Origin of the sequence: Rhizobium sp. BIGb0125 (genome assembly GCF_024810055.1) — a bacterium.
Classification (GTDB): Bacteria; Pseudomonadota; Alphaproteobacteria; order Rhizobiales; family Rhizobiaceae; genus Agrobacterium.
Map to the genome: position 1 here is coordinate 61,018 of NZ_JANUDV010000005.1, position 17,753 is coordinate 78,770.

At 55.1% G+C, this 17,753-nt stretch carries 15 protein-coding genes; 4 read left to right on the forward strand and 11 right to left on the reverse strand.

The genetic code is table 11. From position 1 onward, the window contains the following. Nucleotides 1-23 precede the first annotated feature (23 nt). Together dnaK and dnaJ are read left to right on the forward strand one after the other, a co-directional pair. Nucleotides 24-1,928, forward strand: a complete 1,905-nt coding sequence (dnaK, locus tag M2418_RS14700; RefSeq protein ID WP_192487001.1) for a molecular chaperone DnaK — start codon at nt 24-26, stop codon at nt 1,926-1,928. Between the two features lie 86 nt (nt 1,929-2,014). Continuing rightward, a complete protein-coding gene (gene dnaJ, locus M2418_RS14705; protein ID WP_259147494.1) occupies nt 2,015-3,142 on the forward strand; it encodes a molecular chaperone DnaJ in 1,128 nt (375 codons plus the stop codon). 62 nt (nt 3,143-3,204) lie between these two features. Here dnaJ and M2418_RS14710 read toward each other — a convergent pair whose 3' ends face one another. The 11 genes from M2418_RS14710 to polA all read right to left on the reverse strand — a co-directional run bounded on the left by M2418_RS14710 (nt 3,205) and on the right by polA (nt 15,297). After that, a complete protein-coding gene (locus M2418_RS14710) occupies nt 3,205-3,744 on the reverse strand; it encodes a DUF924 family protein (RefSeq protein ID WP_405049431.1) in 540 nt (179 codons plus the stop codon). A 27-nt stretch (nt 3,745-3,771) separates the two neighbouring features. Beyond that, a complete protein-coding gene (locus M2418_RS14715) occupies nt 3,772-3,984 on the reverse strand; it encodes a SlyX family protein (RefSeq protein ID WP_259147497.1) in 213 nt (70 codons plus the stop codon). Nucleotides 3,985-4,059: 75 nt separating this feature from the next. After that, a complete protein-coding gene (locus tag M2418_RS14720) occupies nt 4,060-4,350 on the reverse strand; it encodes a hypothetical protein (protein ID WP_192486999.1) in 291 nt (96 codons plus the stop codon). Between the two features lie 167 nt (nt 4,351-4,517). Next, a complete protein-coding gene (locus M2418_RS14725; protein ID WP_250983571.1) occupies nt 4,518-6,023 on the reverse strand; it encodes a tripartite tricarboxylate transporter permease in 1,506 nt (501 codons plus the stop codon). Nucleotides 6,024-6,032: 9 nt separating this feature from the next. Then, nucleotides 6,033-6,494 (reverse strand): tripartite tricarboxylate transporter TctB family protein, encoded by a 462-nt coding sequence (locus M2418_RS14730; protein ID WP_250983570.1) that lies wholly within the window; start codon nt 6,492-6,494, stop codon nt 6,033-6,035. A gap of 97 nt (nt 6,495-6,591) precedes the next feature. Further along, the gene (locus M2418_RS14735; RefSeq protein ID WP_250983569.1) at nt 6,592-7,575 is read right to left on the reverse strand and encodes a tripartite tricarboxylate transporter substrate-binding protein; all 984 of its coding nucleotides are present in this window, start codon (nt 7,573-7,575) and stop codon (nt 6,592-6,594) included. A gap of 213 nt (nt 7,576-7,788) precedes the next feature. After that, the gene (locus M2418_RS14740; RefSeq protein WP_250983568.1) at nt 7,789-9,165 is read right to left on the reverse strand and encodes a sigma-54 dependent transcriptional regulator; all 1,377 of its coding nucleotides are present in this window, start codon (nt 9,163-9,165) and stop codon (nt 7,789-7,791) included. Next, on the reverse strand, nt 9,162-10,988 hold the full coding sequence (locus M2418_RS14745; RefSeq protein ID WP_259147505.1) for a sensor histidine kinase: 1,827 nt from the start codon (nt 10,986-10,988) through the stop codon (nt 9,162-9,164). The genes M2418_RS14740 and M2418_RS14745 overlap by 4 nt, the downstream gene beginning before the upstream one ends. Nucleotides 10,989-11,189: 201 nt before the next feature. Beyond that, complete coding sequence (gene rpmF / locus M2418_RS14750; RefSeq protein ID WP_006724402.1) at nt 11,190-11,375, reverse strand: 50S ribosomal protein L32; 186 nt, start codon at nt 11,373-11,375, stop codon at nt 11,190-11,192. A 149-nt stretch (nt 11,376-11,524) separates the two neighbouring features. Beyond that, nucleotides 11,525-12,172: a glutathione S-transferase family protein gene (locus M2418_RS14755; protein ID WP_259147520.1), complete on the reverse strand. Its 648-nt coding sequence runs from the start codon at nt 12,170-12,172 to the stop codon at nt 11,525-11,527. 146 nt (nt 12,173-12,318) lie between these two features. After that, complete coding sequence (gene polA, locus M2418_RS14760) at nt 12,319-15,297, reverse strand: DNA polymerase I (protein ID WP_259147523.1); 2,979 nt, start codon at nt 15,295-15,297, stop codon at nt 12,319-12,321. A 459-nt stretch (nt 15,298-15,756) separates the two neighbouring features. Here polA and M2418_RS14765 point away from each other — a divergent pair, with 459 nt between their 5' ends. Both M2418_RS14765 and M2418_RS14770 read left to right on the forward strand, forming a co-directional pair. Beyond that, complete coding sequence (locus M2418_RS14765) at nt 15,757-16,188, forward strand: MarR family winged helix-turn-helix transcriptional regulator (RefSeq protein ID WP_250983564.1); 432 nt, start codon at nt 15,757-15,759, stop codon at nt 16,186-16,188. Between the two features lie 136 nt (nt 16,189-16,324). Then, nucleotides 16,325-17,716 (forward strand): M20/M25/M40 family metallo-hydrolase, encoded by a 1,392-nt coding sequence (locus M2418_RS14770; RefSeq protein ID WP_250983563.1) that lies wholly within the window; start codon nt 16,325-16,327, stop codon nt 17,714-17,716. Nucleotides 17,717-17,753 lie beyond the last annotated feature (37 nt).

The following is a 17,753-nucleotide window of genomic DNA, read 5'->3' on the forward strand; positions in this document are numbered from 1 at the left end:
ACTCGCTTCAAGGAGAGAGTAGAATGGCAAAAGTAATCGGTATCGACCTTGGCACGACCAATTCCTGCGTCTCAGTTATGGACGGCAAGGACACCAAGGTCATTGAAAATGCAGAGGGTGCACGCACCACCCCTTCTATGGTTGCGTTCAGCGACGACGGTGAGCGTCTGGTTGGCCAGCCTGCCAAACGTCAGGCTGTAACGAACCCGACAAACACACTGTTCGCGGTAAAGCGTCTGATTGGCCGTCGTTATGACGACCCGACCGTCGCCAAGGACAAGGGCCTCGTTCCTTTCGAAATCGTCAAGGGCGATAATGGCGACGCATGGGTAGAAGCCCAGGGCAAGGGATATTCCCCATCGCAGATCTCCGCGATGATTCTTCAGAAGATGAAGGAAACCGCAGAAGCTTACCTTGGTGAGAAGGTCGAAAAGGCCGTTATCACGGTTCCGGCCTACTTCAACGACGCACAGCGTCAGGCAACCAAGGATGCTGGCCGTATCGCCGGTCTTGAAGTTCTGCGCATCATCAATGAACCGACTGCGGCTGCTCTCGCTTACGGCCTCGACAAGAAGGACGGCAAGACGATTGCTGTTTATGACCTTGGCGGTGGCACCTTCGATATTTCCGTTCTGGAAATCGGCGATGGCGTTTTCGAAGTAAAGTCCACCAATGGCGACACGTTCCTAGGTGGTGAAGACTTCGACATGCGTCTGGTCGAATATCTGGCCGGTGAATTCAAGAAGGATCAGGGCATCGACCTGAAGGGCGACAAGCTTGCGCTTCAGCGTCTCAAGGAAGCTGCCGAAAAGGCTAAGATCGAGCTTTCGTCTTCGCAACAGACCGAAATCAACCTGCCATTCATCACGGCAGACGCTACCGGTCCAAAGCACCTGACACTGAAGCTGACCCGCGCCAAGTTCGAAAGCCTGGTTGATGACCTCGTTCAGCGCACCGTTGCGCCGTGCAAGGCCGCTCTCAAGGACGCTGGCGTATCTGCCTCCGAGATCGACGAAGTCGTTCTGGTTGGCGGCATGAGCCGTATGCCTAAGGTGCAGGAAATCGTAAAGCAGTTGTTCGGAAAAGAGCCGCACAAGGGCGTAAACCCTGACGAAGTTGTTGCCATGGGCGCTGCCATTCAGGCTGGCGTTCTGCAGGGCGACGTCAAGGATGTTCTGCTTCTCGACGTAACTCCGCTGTCGCTGGGCATCGAAACACTGGGTGGCGTCTTCACCCGTCTGATCGACCGCAACACGACGATCCCGACAAAGAAGAGCCAGACCTTCTCGACCGCTGAAGACAGCCAGTCTGCCGTAACCATCCGCGTCAGCCAGGGCGAGCGCGAAATGGCACAGGACAACAAGCTTCTCGGCCAGTTCGACCTGGTTGGCCTGCCACCGGCACCACGCGGTGTTCCACAGATCGAAGTGACCTTCGACATCGACGCCAACGGTATCGTTCAGGTATCCGCCAAGGACAAGGGCACAGGCAAAGAACAGCAGATCCGCATTCAGGCATCTGGTGGTCTGTCCGACGCGGACATCGAAAAGATGGTCAAGGACGCTGAAGCCAATGCTGAAGCCGATAAGAAACGCCGTGCAGGCGTTGAAGCCAAGAACCAGGCTGAAAGCCTCATCCACTCGACCGAAAAGTCGGTGACGGAGTATGGCGACAAGGTTTCGGAAGCAGACCGCAAGGCTATTGAAGATGCAATTGCATCGCTCAAGACAGCCGTTGAAGCTTCCGAGCCGGATGCAGACGATATTCAGGCCAAAACCCAGACACTCATGGAAGTATCCATGAAGCTTGGTCAGGCGATCTACGAAGCGCAGCAGGCAGAAGCCGGTGAAGGCAATGCTGAAGGCGCCAAGGACGATATCGTCGACGCGGACTACGAGGAAATCAAGGACGACAAGAAGTCTGCTTAATGCTGGCTTCTGAACGTACTTGATTGAACGACTAAAATCCGGCTGCCTCGTGCAGCCGGAAATCCATTTTGGGGCGTGTTATCTTCATGGCGAAAGCAGACTTTTACGAAACCCTCGGTGTGAGCAAGTCCGCCGATGAAAAGGAGCTGAAAAGCGCCTTTCGCAAACTTGCAATGAAGTATCATCCGGACAAAAATCCAGATGACGCCGAATCTGAAAAAAAATTCAAAGAAATCAACGAAGCCTATGAAACGCTGAAGGACCCGCAAAAGCGCGCGGCCTATGATCGTTTCGGTCACGCTGCCTTTGAACAAGGCGGCATGGGTGGCGGTGGCGGCGGTGGTTTCGCCAATGGCGGCTTCTCGGACATTTTCGAAGACATCTTCGGCGAGATGATGGGTGGCGGTCGAGCGCGCCGTTCGTCCGGTGGCCGCGAACGTGGCGCTGACCTGCGCTACAACATGGAAATCTCGCTTGAAGAAGCCTTTACCGGCAAAACGGCGCAGATCCGGGTTCCGACCTCCATCACTTGCGACGTATGCACTGGTTCTGGCGCGAAGCCCGGCACGCAGCCCAAGACCTGTGGCACCTGTCAGGGTTCCGGTCGTGTGCGCGCAGCGCAAGGTTTCTTCTCGGTCGAGCGTACCTGCCCTACCTGTCATGGTCGTGGTCAAACAATCACCGACCCGTGCAGCAAGTGCCATGGCCAGGGACGTGTCACCGAAGAACGTTCGCTTTCCGTCAACATTCCATCGGGTATCGAAGACGGCACACGCATTCGTCTGCAGGGCGAAGGTGAAGCCGGGATGCGCGGTGGACCGACCGGTGACCTGTACATCTTCCTGTCTGTAAAACCGCACGAGTTTTTCCAGCGAGATGGTGCCGATCTTTACTGCGCCGTGCCAATTTCGATGACTACGGCAGCCCTGGGCGGTACATTCGATGTGACGACACTGGATGGCACAAAATCGCGTGTCTCCGTGCCTGAGGGCACACAGGCCGGCAAGCAGTTCCGTTTGAAGGGTAAGGGCATGCCGGTGCTGCGTTCTGCGCAGACGGGCGATCTCTATATCCAGATTCAGATCGAAACGCCGCAGAAACTCAGCAAACGTCAAAGAGAGTTGCTGCAGGAATTCGAGCAGCTTTCGTCGAAGGAAAACAATCCGGAATCGTCGGGTTTCTTTGCCCGCATGAAGGAATTCTTTGACGGCTAAGCGTCTGACGTAACGGCATAAAATTGAAAGGCTGGAGATTGTGACAATCTCCAGCCTTTTTATTATCCGGCAAATCCACCCTCATCGAGAAACGCCTGTTCTTCTGGCGTCGTGTCGCGGCCGAGAATTCTGTTGCGATGAGGAAAGCGGCCAAAGCGCTTGATGATGTCACGGTGCTCGATGGCGTGGTGTAATGACGGGCCACCAATGATCTCTATCAGGCGGCAGCAGAACTCCTGATCATCCAACTCTTCCGAGTGCATGAACGGCATATAGAAAAACACGCACAGCGCCTCATCGACCGCCGTATCAAGACCTTGTGCGATGGACTTATGGGCAAAATGTCGAGCAAGCGAATCCGTCGCGTACATATGGCCCGTTCCGCGGAAACAGTTGCGTGGGAACTGATCCAACAATAGCAGAAGAGCCAGTGCACTTTCCGCATTGTTCAACCAGTCATCCAGTTCACGGGCAGCCGCTGCAAAATGCGCAGCTTTAAATCGATCATGGAACTCCTGGTCGAAATCCTCATCCTTGGCAAACCACTTTTCAGGACCTGCATTTTTCCAGAAGGTGATGATTTCGGCTGCTGTTGCTATCAATGCTGTTACCTCTGCAATGTGGGGATTTCAGTAATGTGGCGGCCTGGTAATGGCGGGCGCGTCCAATGACTGTTCTTCCAGGCTCAAAAACCGCTCAGTCAAACGGTCCAGTTTGGCACGCGTTTGTTCCACGACGCGCCATTGCTCCGCCAGTTGATCCGAGAGTTCATCAATAACACGGCTTTGATGGGCGACCGTTTCCTCCAGTGACACTACCCGTGCTTCCATATCAGTCGGCATGCATATCCTCATTTATTCCACAGTGCTGCATTCAACCCACACCGGCAGAATGTCAACCGACGGCATGATGTTACCTCACCTTTCCTTACGCCGTTTATACGGCATCAACATGATTGCGGATGCCGTCACGGCACCGGCAAAGGTTGTGACAAGAGGCAGAGAAATCAGCAACATCGGCAACAGCGGATTTTGGGAATGTTCAATCCGGGTTCCAAGACCGCCGATATCAAAGAACATCAAACCAGCCGCGATAAATAGGCCAAGGCTTGCCCCAAATCCGGCATTACGCGCTAGAAACCATAACATGTCCCAATGATCCTGCCGGGCTTCTTCCGGCGTCATCTCAAGGTCGTCGTCGTTTTTCATGGCGCATCCCTTCTGCGGGGTATTTTCAAGATTGTACAACAGCACCCACAAAATCGGAATTGATTTTCAGAATGCGCGCTATGACATGACGGGGCGGACGACACACTCACCAACGAAAAACCCCGGCAAGGAATGCCGGGGTTGCGAGTAATGGAAGCTGATGAGGATTATTCTTCTTCCTGAAAAACCTGCTCACGCTTTGCCTTGACGCTTGGCAGGAAGACGACAACCAGAACCAAAGCTGCAATAGCCAACAGGATGGCGCTGATCGGCCGTGTGACGAATGTTGTCGGATCGCCACGCGACAAGATCATGGCACGGCGCAGGTTCTCCTCCAACAGCGGCCCAAGCACGAAGCCGAGCAGCAGCGGCGCTGGCTCACAGCGCAATTTCACCAGCACGTAACCAATGAAACCAAAGAAGGCGACGGCGTAGAGGTCGAAGACATTGGAGTTCACGCTGTAAACACCGATAGCACAGAAGGCCATGATGATCGGGAACAGCACGTAATAGGGAATGGTCAGTAATTTGACCCAAAGCCCGATCAACGGCAGGTTCAACACCACCAGCATCAGGTTGCCAATCCACATCGACGCAATGATACCCCAGAACAAGGCAGGCTGTTCGCTCACCACATTTGGGCCGGGCACAATGCCCTGAATGATCATCGCACCAATCATCAGCGCCATAACGGGATTGGCGGGAATGCCAAGCGTCAGCAGCGGGATAAAGGATGTCTGCGCACCGGCATTATTGGCAGATTCTGGACCAGCCACGCCCGCAATCGCGCCGTGGCCGAATTCCTCAGGGTTTTTCGACACACGTTTTTCAACAGTATAGGACGCGAACGAGGCAAGGATTGCGCCACCACCGGGCAGAATACCCAAAGCCGAGCCAATGACGGTGCCACGTAGAATAGGTGCAATCATACGTTTGAAATCATCCTTGCTTGGCAATAGGCCGCTGACTTTGGACATCAGCACCGAGCGGGAATGTTCATCTTCGAGATTGCGCAGGATTTCCGCTATGCCGAAAACACCAACTGCTAGCGCCACGAAATTCAAGCCATCGGCATATTCACGGATGCCGAGCGTGAAGCGCGGTGTACCGCTGTAGATATCGGTGCCAACAAGACCCAGAAGCAGGCCCAGCACCACCATCGCCAGTGCCTTCACGATGGAGCCATGCGCCAGGGCAATGGACGACACCAGGCCGACGACCATCAGTGAAAAATATTCGGCAGCACCGAACTTTAGTGCAATCACCGTCAGTGGCGGCGCAAAGATCGCCACCAGGAATGTCGCAACTGTCCCTGCAAAAAAAGAACCAATTGCCGCTGTGGCAAGTGCTACACCCGCCTTACCTTTGCGGGCCATCTGATAACCATCGATGGCCGTTACGGCAGATGAGGATTCGCCGGGCATATTGATCAGGATAGCGGTGGTTGAGCCACCATACTGCGCGCCGTAATAAATTCCGGCCAGCATGATCAGTGACGAAACCGGCTCAAGCTGGAAGGTGATCGGCAACAACATGGCGATGGTTGCCGTTGCGCCAATGCCCGGCAACACGCCGATCAAGGTTCCCAGCAACACGCCAATCAGGCAGAAGAACAGGTTTCCAAGCGACGAAGCCGTGCTGAAACCAAGTGCGAGATTATCGAAAAGTTCCATCGAAACCTCTTAGAACTTGAGCCATGGACCAAACCGCTGGAACGGCAGGCCAAGACCATAATTGAACACGACGACCGAAAAGACAGTCAGCCCGGCCGCCAGAAGAACGGCGGTGTGGACTTTCATTTTACGGGAGGCGAAGGCGGCTATCAGCGCCGTGAAAAAGATTGCCGGCACAAACCCTAGCCCGCGAACGGTAAAACCGAAGAAGACTGGTGCGGGCAGAATAAGCAGCATGCCGCGCCAGGCGATAGCGCCCAGCGGTTCATGTGCCACCTTGCCGGAACGCAGGAAGATGACCGCACCTAACACGACGAGAACCAATGACAGGACAAAGGGGAAATACCCCGGCCCCATCCGAAATGTCGTGCCGAGATCGAGCTCGAAAGCCTGCCAACCGAACGCCACGCCGAGACCGACAAAGATCAACCCGCAAACGGCTTCGGACATATTGAAGGAAACTGATTTCATAGAAGCTCCGCTTCCGCGCATGCATCAGACGCTAGCGCACCATGGAAAGGGCTAAAGGGACCGGCGGCCTTGCCGCCGGTTCTTTCAGATAGAGGTATCAGTCGGCGTATTGGCCAGCAGACTCGATGACCGGCTTCCAGCGGGCGATTTCGCTTTCAAGCTTGGCCTTCAGCGCGGCTGGCGTACCATCTGCTTCCGGGGATGGGATGGTGCCAAGTTCAGCAAAGCGCGCTGCAATGTTCGGGTCCTTCAATGCGACCTGAAGCGACTTCGAGAGACGATCGACAGCCTCCTGCGGTGTGCCCTTTGGTGCATAGACACCATGCCAGATACCCACTTCAAAGCCGGGCAGGCCTGCTTCAACAGCAGTTGGTACGTCAGGCAGAACATCAAGACGATTTGGCGAGGTCACTGCGAAGGCTTTTACTGTTTTACCCTGGATCTGCTTGGTGGTGTTGGTTGTCTGGTCGCACATGATATCAACCTGGCCGCCGAGAAGGTCAGTCATCGCTGGACCAGTTCCCTTGTAAGGCACAGTCACCAGCGGTGTCTCAATCGCGCTCATGAACAGCATACCGCACAGATGCGAGGCGGCACCGATACCGGCATTGGCAACCGTTACTGTGTCCTTGTTGGCCTTGGCATATTCAATCAGGCCCTTGAGGTCCGTCGGCTCCAGATCCTTGCGTGACAGGATGGTCATCGGCACTTCAGTGACGAGGCCAACATATTCGAATGCATTGAGCGTATCATAGGCCAGCTTGCGATAGAGCGTGGCGCTGGTTGCCATGCCGATATGGTGCAGCAGGATCGTGTAACCATCAGGATCAGCAGCGGCGACGCGACCGGCACCAAGCGTGCCGCCGGCACCGCCAACATTTTCAACGACGATTTGCTGGCCAAGGTCTTTGGACATGGATTCCGCAACCAGACGGGCTACAGTATCGGTCGGACCACCGGCTGCAAAAGGCACCACCATGGTGATACCGCGATCGGGATAGGTCTGCGCAGAAGCAGACATCGCAATCAGCGAAACGGTTGCAGCCATGACGGCAGACGACAGTGTCTTAAAAAAATTCATCGGTTCCTCCCAGAATGTGACGATGATGTTCGCAAGAACCGACTCCTCAATCGGAACCTGCGGATACGTCATTTGCAGCGGGGGGAAACGAAACTGCAATCGGCTTCGCATGACGCCGCAGCATCTTTTGCTATGAACAAATGGTAAATGGGTGGAATTCGAAACATTGCGGAAAAATGACGGGTGGAAATCCACCCATCTGGCCAGCTGGCGTTACAAAGCTTCTTCATCAAGTTGGGTCATACTACCCAAATGGCGTTTATCGAGGCCGTATTTCTGCATTTTTTCGTACAGCGTTTTGCGTGAAATGCCGAGCGCTTCATAGACAGCCTTCAGATTTCCGGCATTAAGGGCGATTGAACGGGCAATCAGATCGCGCTCATAAGACGCCACTTTATCCGCCAGACGATGTGGTTGCCTGTTATCATCATCGGTGACCACCTGCTCGGCATTTTCAGATGAAAGGCCAAGCACAAAACGGTCGGCAGCATTGCGCAGTTCACGCACATTTCCTGGCCATTCCCGCGTCGCTATATCCGCGATAACACTTTGCGGAACTTCCCTATCCTCGCGGCCATAACGAGCCGCCGCCTCACGCACCAGATGCAGGAACAGCAGCGGAATATCGGACCGCCTTTGTGCCAGCGATGGCACGTGCACGGTTGCGACGTTTAGCCGATAGAGCAGATCAGGCCGAAAACGGCCGGCAGCCACCTCTGCCTCAAGATCGACCTTACTGGTGGCAATAAAACGGACATCCAGTTCCACAATGTCGTTGGAACCAAGACGGGTAATAACCCGCTCCTGCAGTACGCGCAGGAATCTTGCTTGAATGTCGATTGGCATCGAACCAATTTCATCCAGCAGAATGGTACCGCCACGAGCGTGTTCAAATTTGCCGTAGCGGGCACGAATGGCCCCGGGAAAGGCGCCTGCCTCATGGCCAAACAATTCGCTTTCAATCAGGTTCTGTGGCAAGGCCGCACAATTGATCGCCACGAACGGACGATTGGCGCGGTTGCTGACATCATGCAGGGCACGCGCCACGACTTCCTTGCCGGCACCGGTTGCGCCAATAATCAAGGTATCGGCATCGGCGGCACCAATCGCTCGGATACGATAGCGAAGATCCACCATGACTTGGGTGCGCCCGGGAAGCCTCGTTTCAAGATCATCACGTTTGCCAGCGACGGCGCGCAGGCGTCTGTTTTCCAGAACCAGCGACCGTTTATCCATGGCGCGGTGAATGACACCTGACAGATATTGCGCAGTGAAGGGCTTTTCCATGAAGTCGTAAGCGCCATTGCGCATGGCATTAACGGCCAGCTGCACATCCCCGTGGCCTGTTACCAGAATAACCGGAATTTCCGCATCAAGCTCCCGGACCTTTTGCAGCAATGTCATGCCATCCATGCCAGGCATTCTGATATCGCTGACGACAACACCATCAAAACTGTAACCGATCAGTTCAAGGGCATGTTCGGCACTGGACAGCATGGTCACGGAAAATCCGGACAGTTCCAGCGCCTGCGCCGTGGAAAGGCGAAGCTCTTCCTCATCATCGATCAGCAAGACACGGGCACCATTCATTCCGCAGCGACCTCCGCAATACGCTCAGCCACCGACAATTCGATAACGAACTCGGCACCGCCGCCGTCGGGGTTCCGTACGCGCAGTTCTCCGCCAAAATCCTTGATAATGTTGTACGAGATGGACAGGCCAAGTCCCAAGCCACGACCGACGCCCTTGGTGGTAAAAAACGGATCGAAGATACGTTCCATGATCGCGGCTGGCACTCCCGGGCCATAATCCCGCACCGAAATCAGGACCCTGCCATCATGCTGTTTCGCAGTAACAAAGATCCGGCGGTCTTCCAAAGTCTCCACCGCATCCGCAGCATTTGAAATGATATTCACCAGAACTTGCTGCAAACGGACGAGGCCCGCCTTGACGCTCAAGGGGTTGGTCCCAAAATCCACGATAAGATCGGCGTTGGCGGCCCTCAATCGCGCATGCAGAATTTCCAGCGTGTCCTGCATTGCCTCTTCAAGCGAGACAGACGTCATCTTTTCATTCGGCTTGCGGGCGAAGTTACGTAAGTGGCGACTGATTGACGCCATGCGATCGATCAAAGCCGAGATCCTCTTGAGGTTGTCGCTGGCCTCCTCCACCCTGTCACGTCTGATAAGGAGGGCCGCACTGTCGGCGTAGGTTTTTGCTGCCGCCAATGGTTGGTTGAATTCATGCGACAGGGCGGCCGACATCTGGCCGAGACCGGCCAGCTTTCCGGCCTGAATGAGGTCCCCTTGCGTTTTTCGCAGCTGTTTTTCGGTTTGCCGGCGTTCGGCAATTTCACGCTCAATATGGCGGTTGACCCGCGCCAGATCTTGCGTGCGCTCCGCCACCCGTCGCTCCAGTTCTGCCTGTGTTTCAGCCTGCAGCACCATTCGTTCCTGCAATCGCGCCCGGCGCTGCAAAACTGCGGCAAGGATGAACCCTGCAAGGCAAAGGCAGAGCACCACCGCAATGACCGTCGTGCGTACCTGGTTGCGCACTGAACTGGTGTCCATCAACACCCGCACGGTCCAGCCGGCTTCAGGCATCAGTTGCGACAGGGCGAGATATTCCTGCTCCCCCTGCCCGCTGGCGATCTTGAATAGCGTATGTCCGTCACTGCTTTCGATGCTCAATGGCAATTCACGCAATGTCGCATCGGAGTAGCGGCGCGATGTTTCGGTCCGCAACAACCGATCCTTGGTTAGTGGCAGCAGTGAGGCATAGAGCCACTCCGGCGTACCAGTCATGAAGATGATGCCTTCAGGATCAGACACGATGATCCGGTTTTCACCATTGCCGAAGGAAGCCTCAATGCCTTCAATATCGACCTTAAAAACGATCACGCCCTTGATGACATTCTCGAACAGAATGGGTGAGGAGAAATAATATCCACGCTTATGCGAGGTGGTGCCAAGAGCAAAGAACCTCGATTGCTGGCCTTTTGCTGCCTCCTGAAAATACGGCCTGTAGCTGAAGTTCTGGCCAATGAAGGTGGCCGGTCCATCGAAGTTGCTGGCAGCAATCGTTTCACCGTCCAGCGTCATGACATAGATGTCCGACGAGTGCAGAAGGGTGTTGATCTCTTTCAGATAGATATTGGCGCGGTCACGCAGCAACTGGTTGGAAGGGTTGCTGACCAGTTCCTCAATATCGTCGTGATCGGCCATCAGGGCGGGTAAAGGCTCGTAGCGGCTCAGATGCCCGCCGAGAGCCGAAACAGCCAGCCTGAGCGTTGTATGAGCCTGGGAGGAGGCTTCATTCATGAAATGGCGGGATACAAGTTCGCTGCCCTTGGTCATGGCGATAAGGCCCAAGACCAGACACACGACAGCAACGGGTATCCAGCGATGCTTCACCGTTCATTTCCTCCACTAGAGCGCTTTCACGCAATTCCGAACAGTCGCCCGGGTCTCCATCCTCGATGGGAGTGTATGTGGAAGATTGCCGATTTCCAAGATGGCCAATACGCAGTGTGCTGCCGTCTGAGTCGTCGGCCAATTGCAGGCATAAAAAAAGCTGGCACAAGGCCAGCTTTTTTTCAGTCAGTCAGAAAACGCTTATGCGCTTTCCTTCGGCGTCAGAACCTGACGGCCACGGTACATACCGGTCTTCAGATCGATATGGTGTGGGCGACGCAGTTCGCCGGAGTTCTTGTCTTCAACGTATGTCGAAGCCTTGAGAGCGTCAGCCGAACGGCGCATACCGCGCTTGGACGGGCTTGTTTTTCTTTTAGGTACAGCCATTTGTGTTACTCCACTTAACGGACGAAACGGAGCATGTTGCCACTTATGGCTGAATGCCGCATGTTTCGAAATCGGAAATTTGGCGCGCTTATACATGCCTTACCGGGTCTTGACCAGTCCCCACGCATATTTTTTCAGGTTTTGCAGGGTTATGCCTCACCCTCGGGAACAGTCCACGGCTCGACAATTGCCGCCTGATACCACTTTTGCCATGCAGGATGCGACTTGATCACCTGCATATACTCCACAGTATCTTCACTGGAAACCAGATCATAGACATCAAAACGGCAGACAACCGGTGCAAACATGGCGTCTGCAGCCGAAAAAGCCCCGAAAAGATAGGGTCCGCCAGAGCGGGCTCGCAATTCACGCCAGATGTTTTCAATACGCTCGACATCGTTGCGAACGGCATCGGAGACCTCAATCTTACTCTTTTTCCTGCGCATGTGCATTGGACAGGCCAGACGTAAGGCTCGGAAACCGCCCAGCATTTCCATGGAAACAGAGCGTGCGACTGCACGGTCTTTTATATTTGTTGGCCACAGCTGCTTTTCAGGGAAGAGATCAGCCACATATTCGATGATCGAAAGTGATTCCCATACACGCAGATCGCCGTGGTGCAGGACAGGAACCAGTTTGGTGGGCGAGATATCCTTGAACTTCGGATTGCCTGCCGCAAAGTCGAAGGGAATCAGAACTTCCTCAAAAGGAATTCCCGTCGCTTCCATGGCAAGCCATGGCCGGAAGGACCATGAGGAATAATTCTTGTTGCCTATATAGAGCGTCAGCTTTTCCATTCGCTACTCCTGTCACAACGCTTTTAAAACACGCCTGCTGCTAGGCGCGTTTTCAGCTTCTTCCATGACAGATGCATGATCGACTGACGATCCTTTGACGGTGATCCGGTTGATGAAGTTTTTTGATGGATGCTCCAAAACCGGGATTAGTGCGCCTCATCCCAGTTGGTCGCGGCTCTCGCATCAACCTTCAGCGGCACGGCCATGGATACGGCAGGCATTGCCGCGTTTTCCATGACAGACACGACAAGCTCCAACGCCTTGTCGATTTCCGCGTCTTCAACCTCGAATATCAATTCGTCGTGCACCTGCAACAGCATCCGCGCCGAAAGCTTTTCCGCCAACAGTGCCGGTTCGACACGCACCATGGCGCGGCGAATGACATCCGCAGCAGAACCCTGAATAGGCGCATTTATAGCCGCGCGTTCGTTAAAGGCACGGACAGACGGGTTGGACGAGCGGATTTCAGGATAATAGGCCCGGCGACCAAAAATTGTTTCTACGTAACCCTTGTCTCGTGCAAAGGCCTTGGTCGCTTCCATATAGTCCTTGATGCCGGGGAAACGCTCAAAATACTTTTTGATGTATTCGCCGGCTTCCGAGCGGCCAATGCTCAGCTGATTGGCAAGACCGAAAGCGGAAATGCCGTAGATGATGCCGAAGTTGATGGCCTTGGCGCGGCGGCGCACTTCTGAAGGCATGCCCTCAACCGGCACGCCAAACATTTCAGAGGCGGTCATGGCATGAATATCGACGCCATTCTCAAAGGCCTGCCGCAGCTGCGGAATATCCGCCACATGCGCCAGCACACGCAATTCAATCTGGCTATAGTCGGCAGACAGAAGCTTGTGACCGGGCGTGGTGATAAATGCCGTTCTGATCTTGCGACCTTCGGCTGTACGAACCGGAATATTCTGCAGGTTCGGTTCGGACGATGACAAACGTCCTGTCGTTGTCGAGGCCATTGCGTAAGATGTATGAACACGCTTTGTCTCGGGATGAATGTAACCCGGCAGTGCATCTGTATAGGTTGACTTCAACTTGGTCAGCTGACGCCAGTCAACAATCTTCGAGGGCAGCTCCGCACCCTCGGCAGCCAAATCTTCCAGCACCTGTGCAGAGGTGGACCATTGTCCGGTCTTGGTTTTGGAACCCCCGGGCAGCCCCATCTTGCCAAACAGGATGTCACCAAGCTGCTTGGGCGAACCGACGTTGAACCGTTCACCTGCCAACGTATAGATCTCTTCTTCTGCGGCAGCGGCCTTTTGCGCCAGCTCCCCAGAGAGACGCGACAGGATTTGACGGTCAATGGTGATGCCGCGCTCTTCCATGCGGCACAGCACAGCCACCAGCGGCCGCTCCAGCCTTTCATAGACAGACGTCAGGCCTTCAGCAGCCAGACGCGGTTTCAGCACGAGCCAGAGGCGGAGTGTGACATCCGCGTCTTCACCGGCATAGGCGGTGGCTTTCTCAATGTCGACGAAATCGAAGGTGACGCTGGCTTTGCCAGAGCCCGCAACGTCCTTATAGGCAATCGGCTTGTGACCAAGCCAACGCTCAGACAGAGCATCCATGCCGTGCGTGCCTTTGCCCGCCTCCAGCACGTATGACATCAGCATCGTGTCGTCATAACCGTCAATCACCACGCCGTGGCGCTTCATCAGCAGGTAATCGTATTTGAGGTTCTGTGCGACCTTCAGGACGGAAGGGTCTTCAAGCAGGCGCTTCAGCCGCTCAAGAGCATCACGGAAAGGTATCTGGCCTTCGCTCAACTTGATGCCATCGCTGAATAGGTCACCACCAGACCCAGTCTTGTGGGTCAAAGGCACATAGGCGGCGCGAATGGTTGTTCCGGAACCATCCTTGTTGTTATCAGCGAGTGCCAGCGAAAAACCGACAAGCTCGGCCTGCATCGGGTCAAGAGACGTTGTCTCGGTATCGAAAGCAACAACGCCTGTCTCGTACGCATCCGCTATCCATCTATCCAAACTCTGCACGTCACGGATCGTCGTATAGCCGGTCGTGTCGATGGGCGATGATGCAAACAGCGCAGCACGCGATGCTGCCAGATCAGACGGCGCAAAACCGTCCTTGTGGACGACCTCTACAGCGTCTGCCGACGCCGCTGCCTGCGATGGCTGTGGTGCAGCTGTTGTGCCAGCACCGACATCAGGACCATGGGCATCTGCGCCCCATTCGACGGGTACGACTGCAGCCTCAATCTCGCCGGCTTCCGCACCTGTGGCCTCTGCCACACGGCGGGTCAGCGTCGTGAACTCCATGGCCTTCAGGAAGGCAACCAGCTTGGGTCCGTCCTGCGGCTCCAGCACCAGCTGGTCGAGCTGCATTTCAAGCGGTACGTCTGTGCGCAACGACACAAGCTGGCGGGAAAGCCGAGCAAGCTCGGTATTGGCAATGATGTTTTCACGCCGCTTTTGCTGCTTTATTTCGCCCGCACGCTCAAGCAACGTATCGAGATCACCATACTCTTCCAAAAGCTGGGCCGCCGTTTTCGGACCGATGCCTGGAATGCCCGGAATATTGTCGGTCGAATCTCCCGTCATTGCCTGCAGGTCGATCATCTTTTCCGGCGGTACACCCCATTTTTCGATGACTTCCGGGATGCCGATCTGCTTGTCCTTCATGGCATCGTACATGTGCACGTTGGCCGTGATGAGCTGCATCAGGTCCTTGTCAGACGAAATGATGGTGGTGTCGGCGCCCACCGCCTCGGCCTGCCGGGCGTAGGTGGCGATCAGATCGTCGGCCTCAAATCCTTCCTTTTCGATGCACGGCAGGTTGAACGCACGGGTCGCATGACGGATCAATCCGAACTGCGGGATCAGGTCCTCTGGCGGTGCAGAGCGGTTTGCCTTGTAAAGGTCATAAAGCTCGTTGCGAAATGTCTTTGAGGAATAGTCAAAAATGACGGCAAAATGCGTGGGCGTAACGCCAACATCGGTGTTGCGTGCATCCCTGAGCAATTTCCAGAGCATGTTACAGAAGCCGGAGACTGCATTCACCGGCAAGCCGTCAGACTTGCGGTTCAATGCTGGAATTGCGTGAAACGCCCGGAAAATAAAGCCGGAACCGTCAACGAGGAAGAGATGATCGCCTTTTTTCATGGTGCCATCGTTACCTTGCGCCTCATCTTGCGTCCACAGAAAGTTAGATTTGGCCCGGTTTCATGCCCAGAAAGATTCAGTCAAAATCCGTGCTCACCGCTCACCTTAACGTTACCGATTTGTAATAGTTTCTTCCCTTGAAAAGCCTCATTTGCAGCCACAATTATTACTCAACGGCGCCTGATCACGCCGTAGTCTGATAGCTGGCTCGTCCCCCGCCGCCTCAGACCGGACAAAGGCCTTCCCCCCTCTCCGGGCCTTTGTCCCTCGATAAGCCGCCATGGCCGACCCCCTCCCGGCCGTGGCGGTTTTTTTATTGGCCTCACCCCGCAAAAATACCTCAGCTTTGACGCCTAAAAATGTCGCCGCATGTTTGGGGAAAGAATGGACCATTATGCGTAAGCCGCCCTGCCGATGCCATCGACCAGTGCGAGACTTGTTTTCAGGACCTCAAATCGCATGCGCTTTTCAAGAACCGATTCTGCTGCCTATCTGACTGCCCAGCTGGCCAAGGCCTTTTCACGTGCCTTGCATAAAAAAGCCTCGGCACTTGGCTTTTCTCCAGGCCAATTTCCGATCTTGCTCGAGCTCTGGAATGAAGATGGCATCACACAACGGCAATTGCTTGATCGGCTGGATATCGAGCAGGCAACGCTTGCCAATACATTGGCCCGCATGCAGCGCGACAGCCTGATCACCCGCAAGCAGCACCCCAAGGACAAACGCGCCCAGATCATCGAACTTACCGCGCAGGGTCGCTCGCTCGAGGAACAGGCTATTACCGCTGCCAAAGAGGCGGATGAATTGGCATTTTCCGGCTTCCGTCGCTTCGAGCGCGAGTTGCTGATCGAGTATGTACAGCGCGCACTCAAAAACACTTCCGCGATGTAGGTCGATGCGATAACGTTGTTATCGGCAACTGACTGCGCATTTCGACTAAATGCGCAAGCCCGGCTTCGAATTAAAAAGGCAGCATTCCCATCAAACCCCGCGGGTTTCAGAATGCTGTCCAATGGCAGGATACCCAATGACTGATATTTCCAACGTTTTGGCCAAGGCCGATGAAAATCTGACGTCGAGCCTCGACAGGTTGTTTGAACTTGTCAGAATAAAGTCCATCTCTACCGACCCGGCTTTCAAGGCTGAATGCCGCAAGGCCGCTGAATGGCTGACAGCCTCGCTGTCGTCGATTGGTTTCGACGCGTCGGTTCGTGATACCGCAGGCCACCCGATGGTCGTTGCGCACCATGCGGCGGCGACAGCGGATGCTCCACACGTTCTGTTTTATGGCCATTATGACGTACAGCCGGTCGACCCGCTAAACCTGTGGGAAAACGACCCGTTCGAGCCTGCAATCAAGGATCTTGGCAACGACCGCAAGGTCATCACCGGCCGTGGCACATCTGACGACAAGGGTCAGTTGATGACCTTCGTTGAGGCATGCCGCGCCTACAAGGAAATTCACGGCTCGCTGCCGATCCGCGTGACCATCTTGTTTGAAGGTGAAGAAGAGTCAGGCTCCCCGTCCCTCAAGCCATTCCTCGAAGCCAATGCCGGCGAGTTGAAGGCAGAGTTCGCACTCGTCTGTGATACCAGCATGTGGGACCGGGAAACACCGGCGATTGCGGGCGCATTGCGTGGTCTGGTTGGCGAAGAAGTCGTCATCACCGCTGCGGACCGCGATCTGCATTCCGGCCTCTTCGGTGGTGCCGCCGCCAACCCGATCCACATTCTGGCCAATATCCTGGCCGGTCTGCACGACACGACAGGTCGCGTGACGCTTGACGGTTTCTATGACGGTGTTGAAGAAACGCCAGCCAATATCAAAGCTTCCTGGGAAACGCTCGGCCGCACCGCAGAGGCTTTCCTTGGCGAAGTTGGCCTGTCCGTACCTTCAGGTGAACAAGGACGCTCGGTTCTCGAGTTGACATGGGCCCGACCCACCGCCGAAGTGAACGGGATTATCGGCGGTTACACCGGCGATGGCTTCAAGACCGTTATCGCCGCGCAGGCATCGGCAAAAGTCTCCTTCCGTCTGGTTGGCAAGCAGGATCCGGCCCAGGTGCGTGAAGCATTCCGCGCCTATGTTCGCGCCAAAATTCCAGCGGATTGCTCGGTCGAGTTCCACGAACATGGTGGCTCACCGGCTATCCAGCTGTCTTATGATTCTCCGGCATTGACGAAGACAAAAAATGCGCTCTCCGACGAATGGCCAAAGCCTGCCGTTGTCATCGGCATGGGCGGCTCGATCCCGATCGTTGGTGACTTCCAGAAGATGCTCGGCATGGATTCGCTTCTGGTCGGTTATGGCCTGACCGATGACCGTATCCACTCCCCGAACGAGAAGTACGACCTGCAGTCCTTCCATAAGGGTATCCGCTCCTGGATCCGGATCATGGATGCGCTGGCCGCGAAATAAACAAAAGCCCCGCTTCGGATCACCGGAGCGGGGCTTT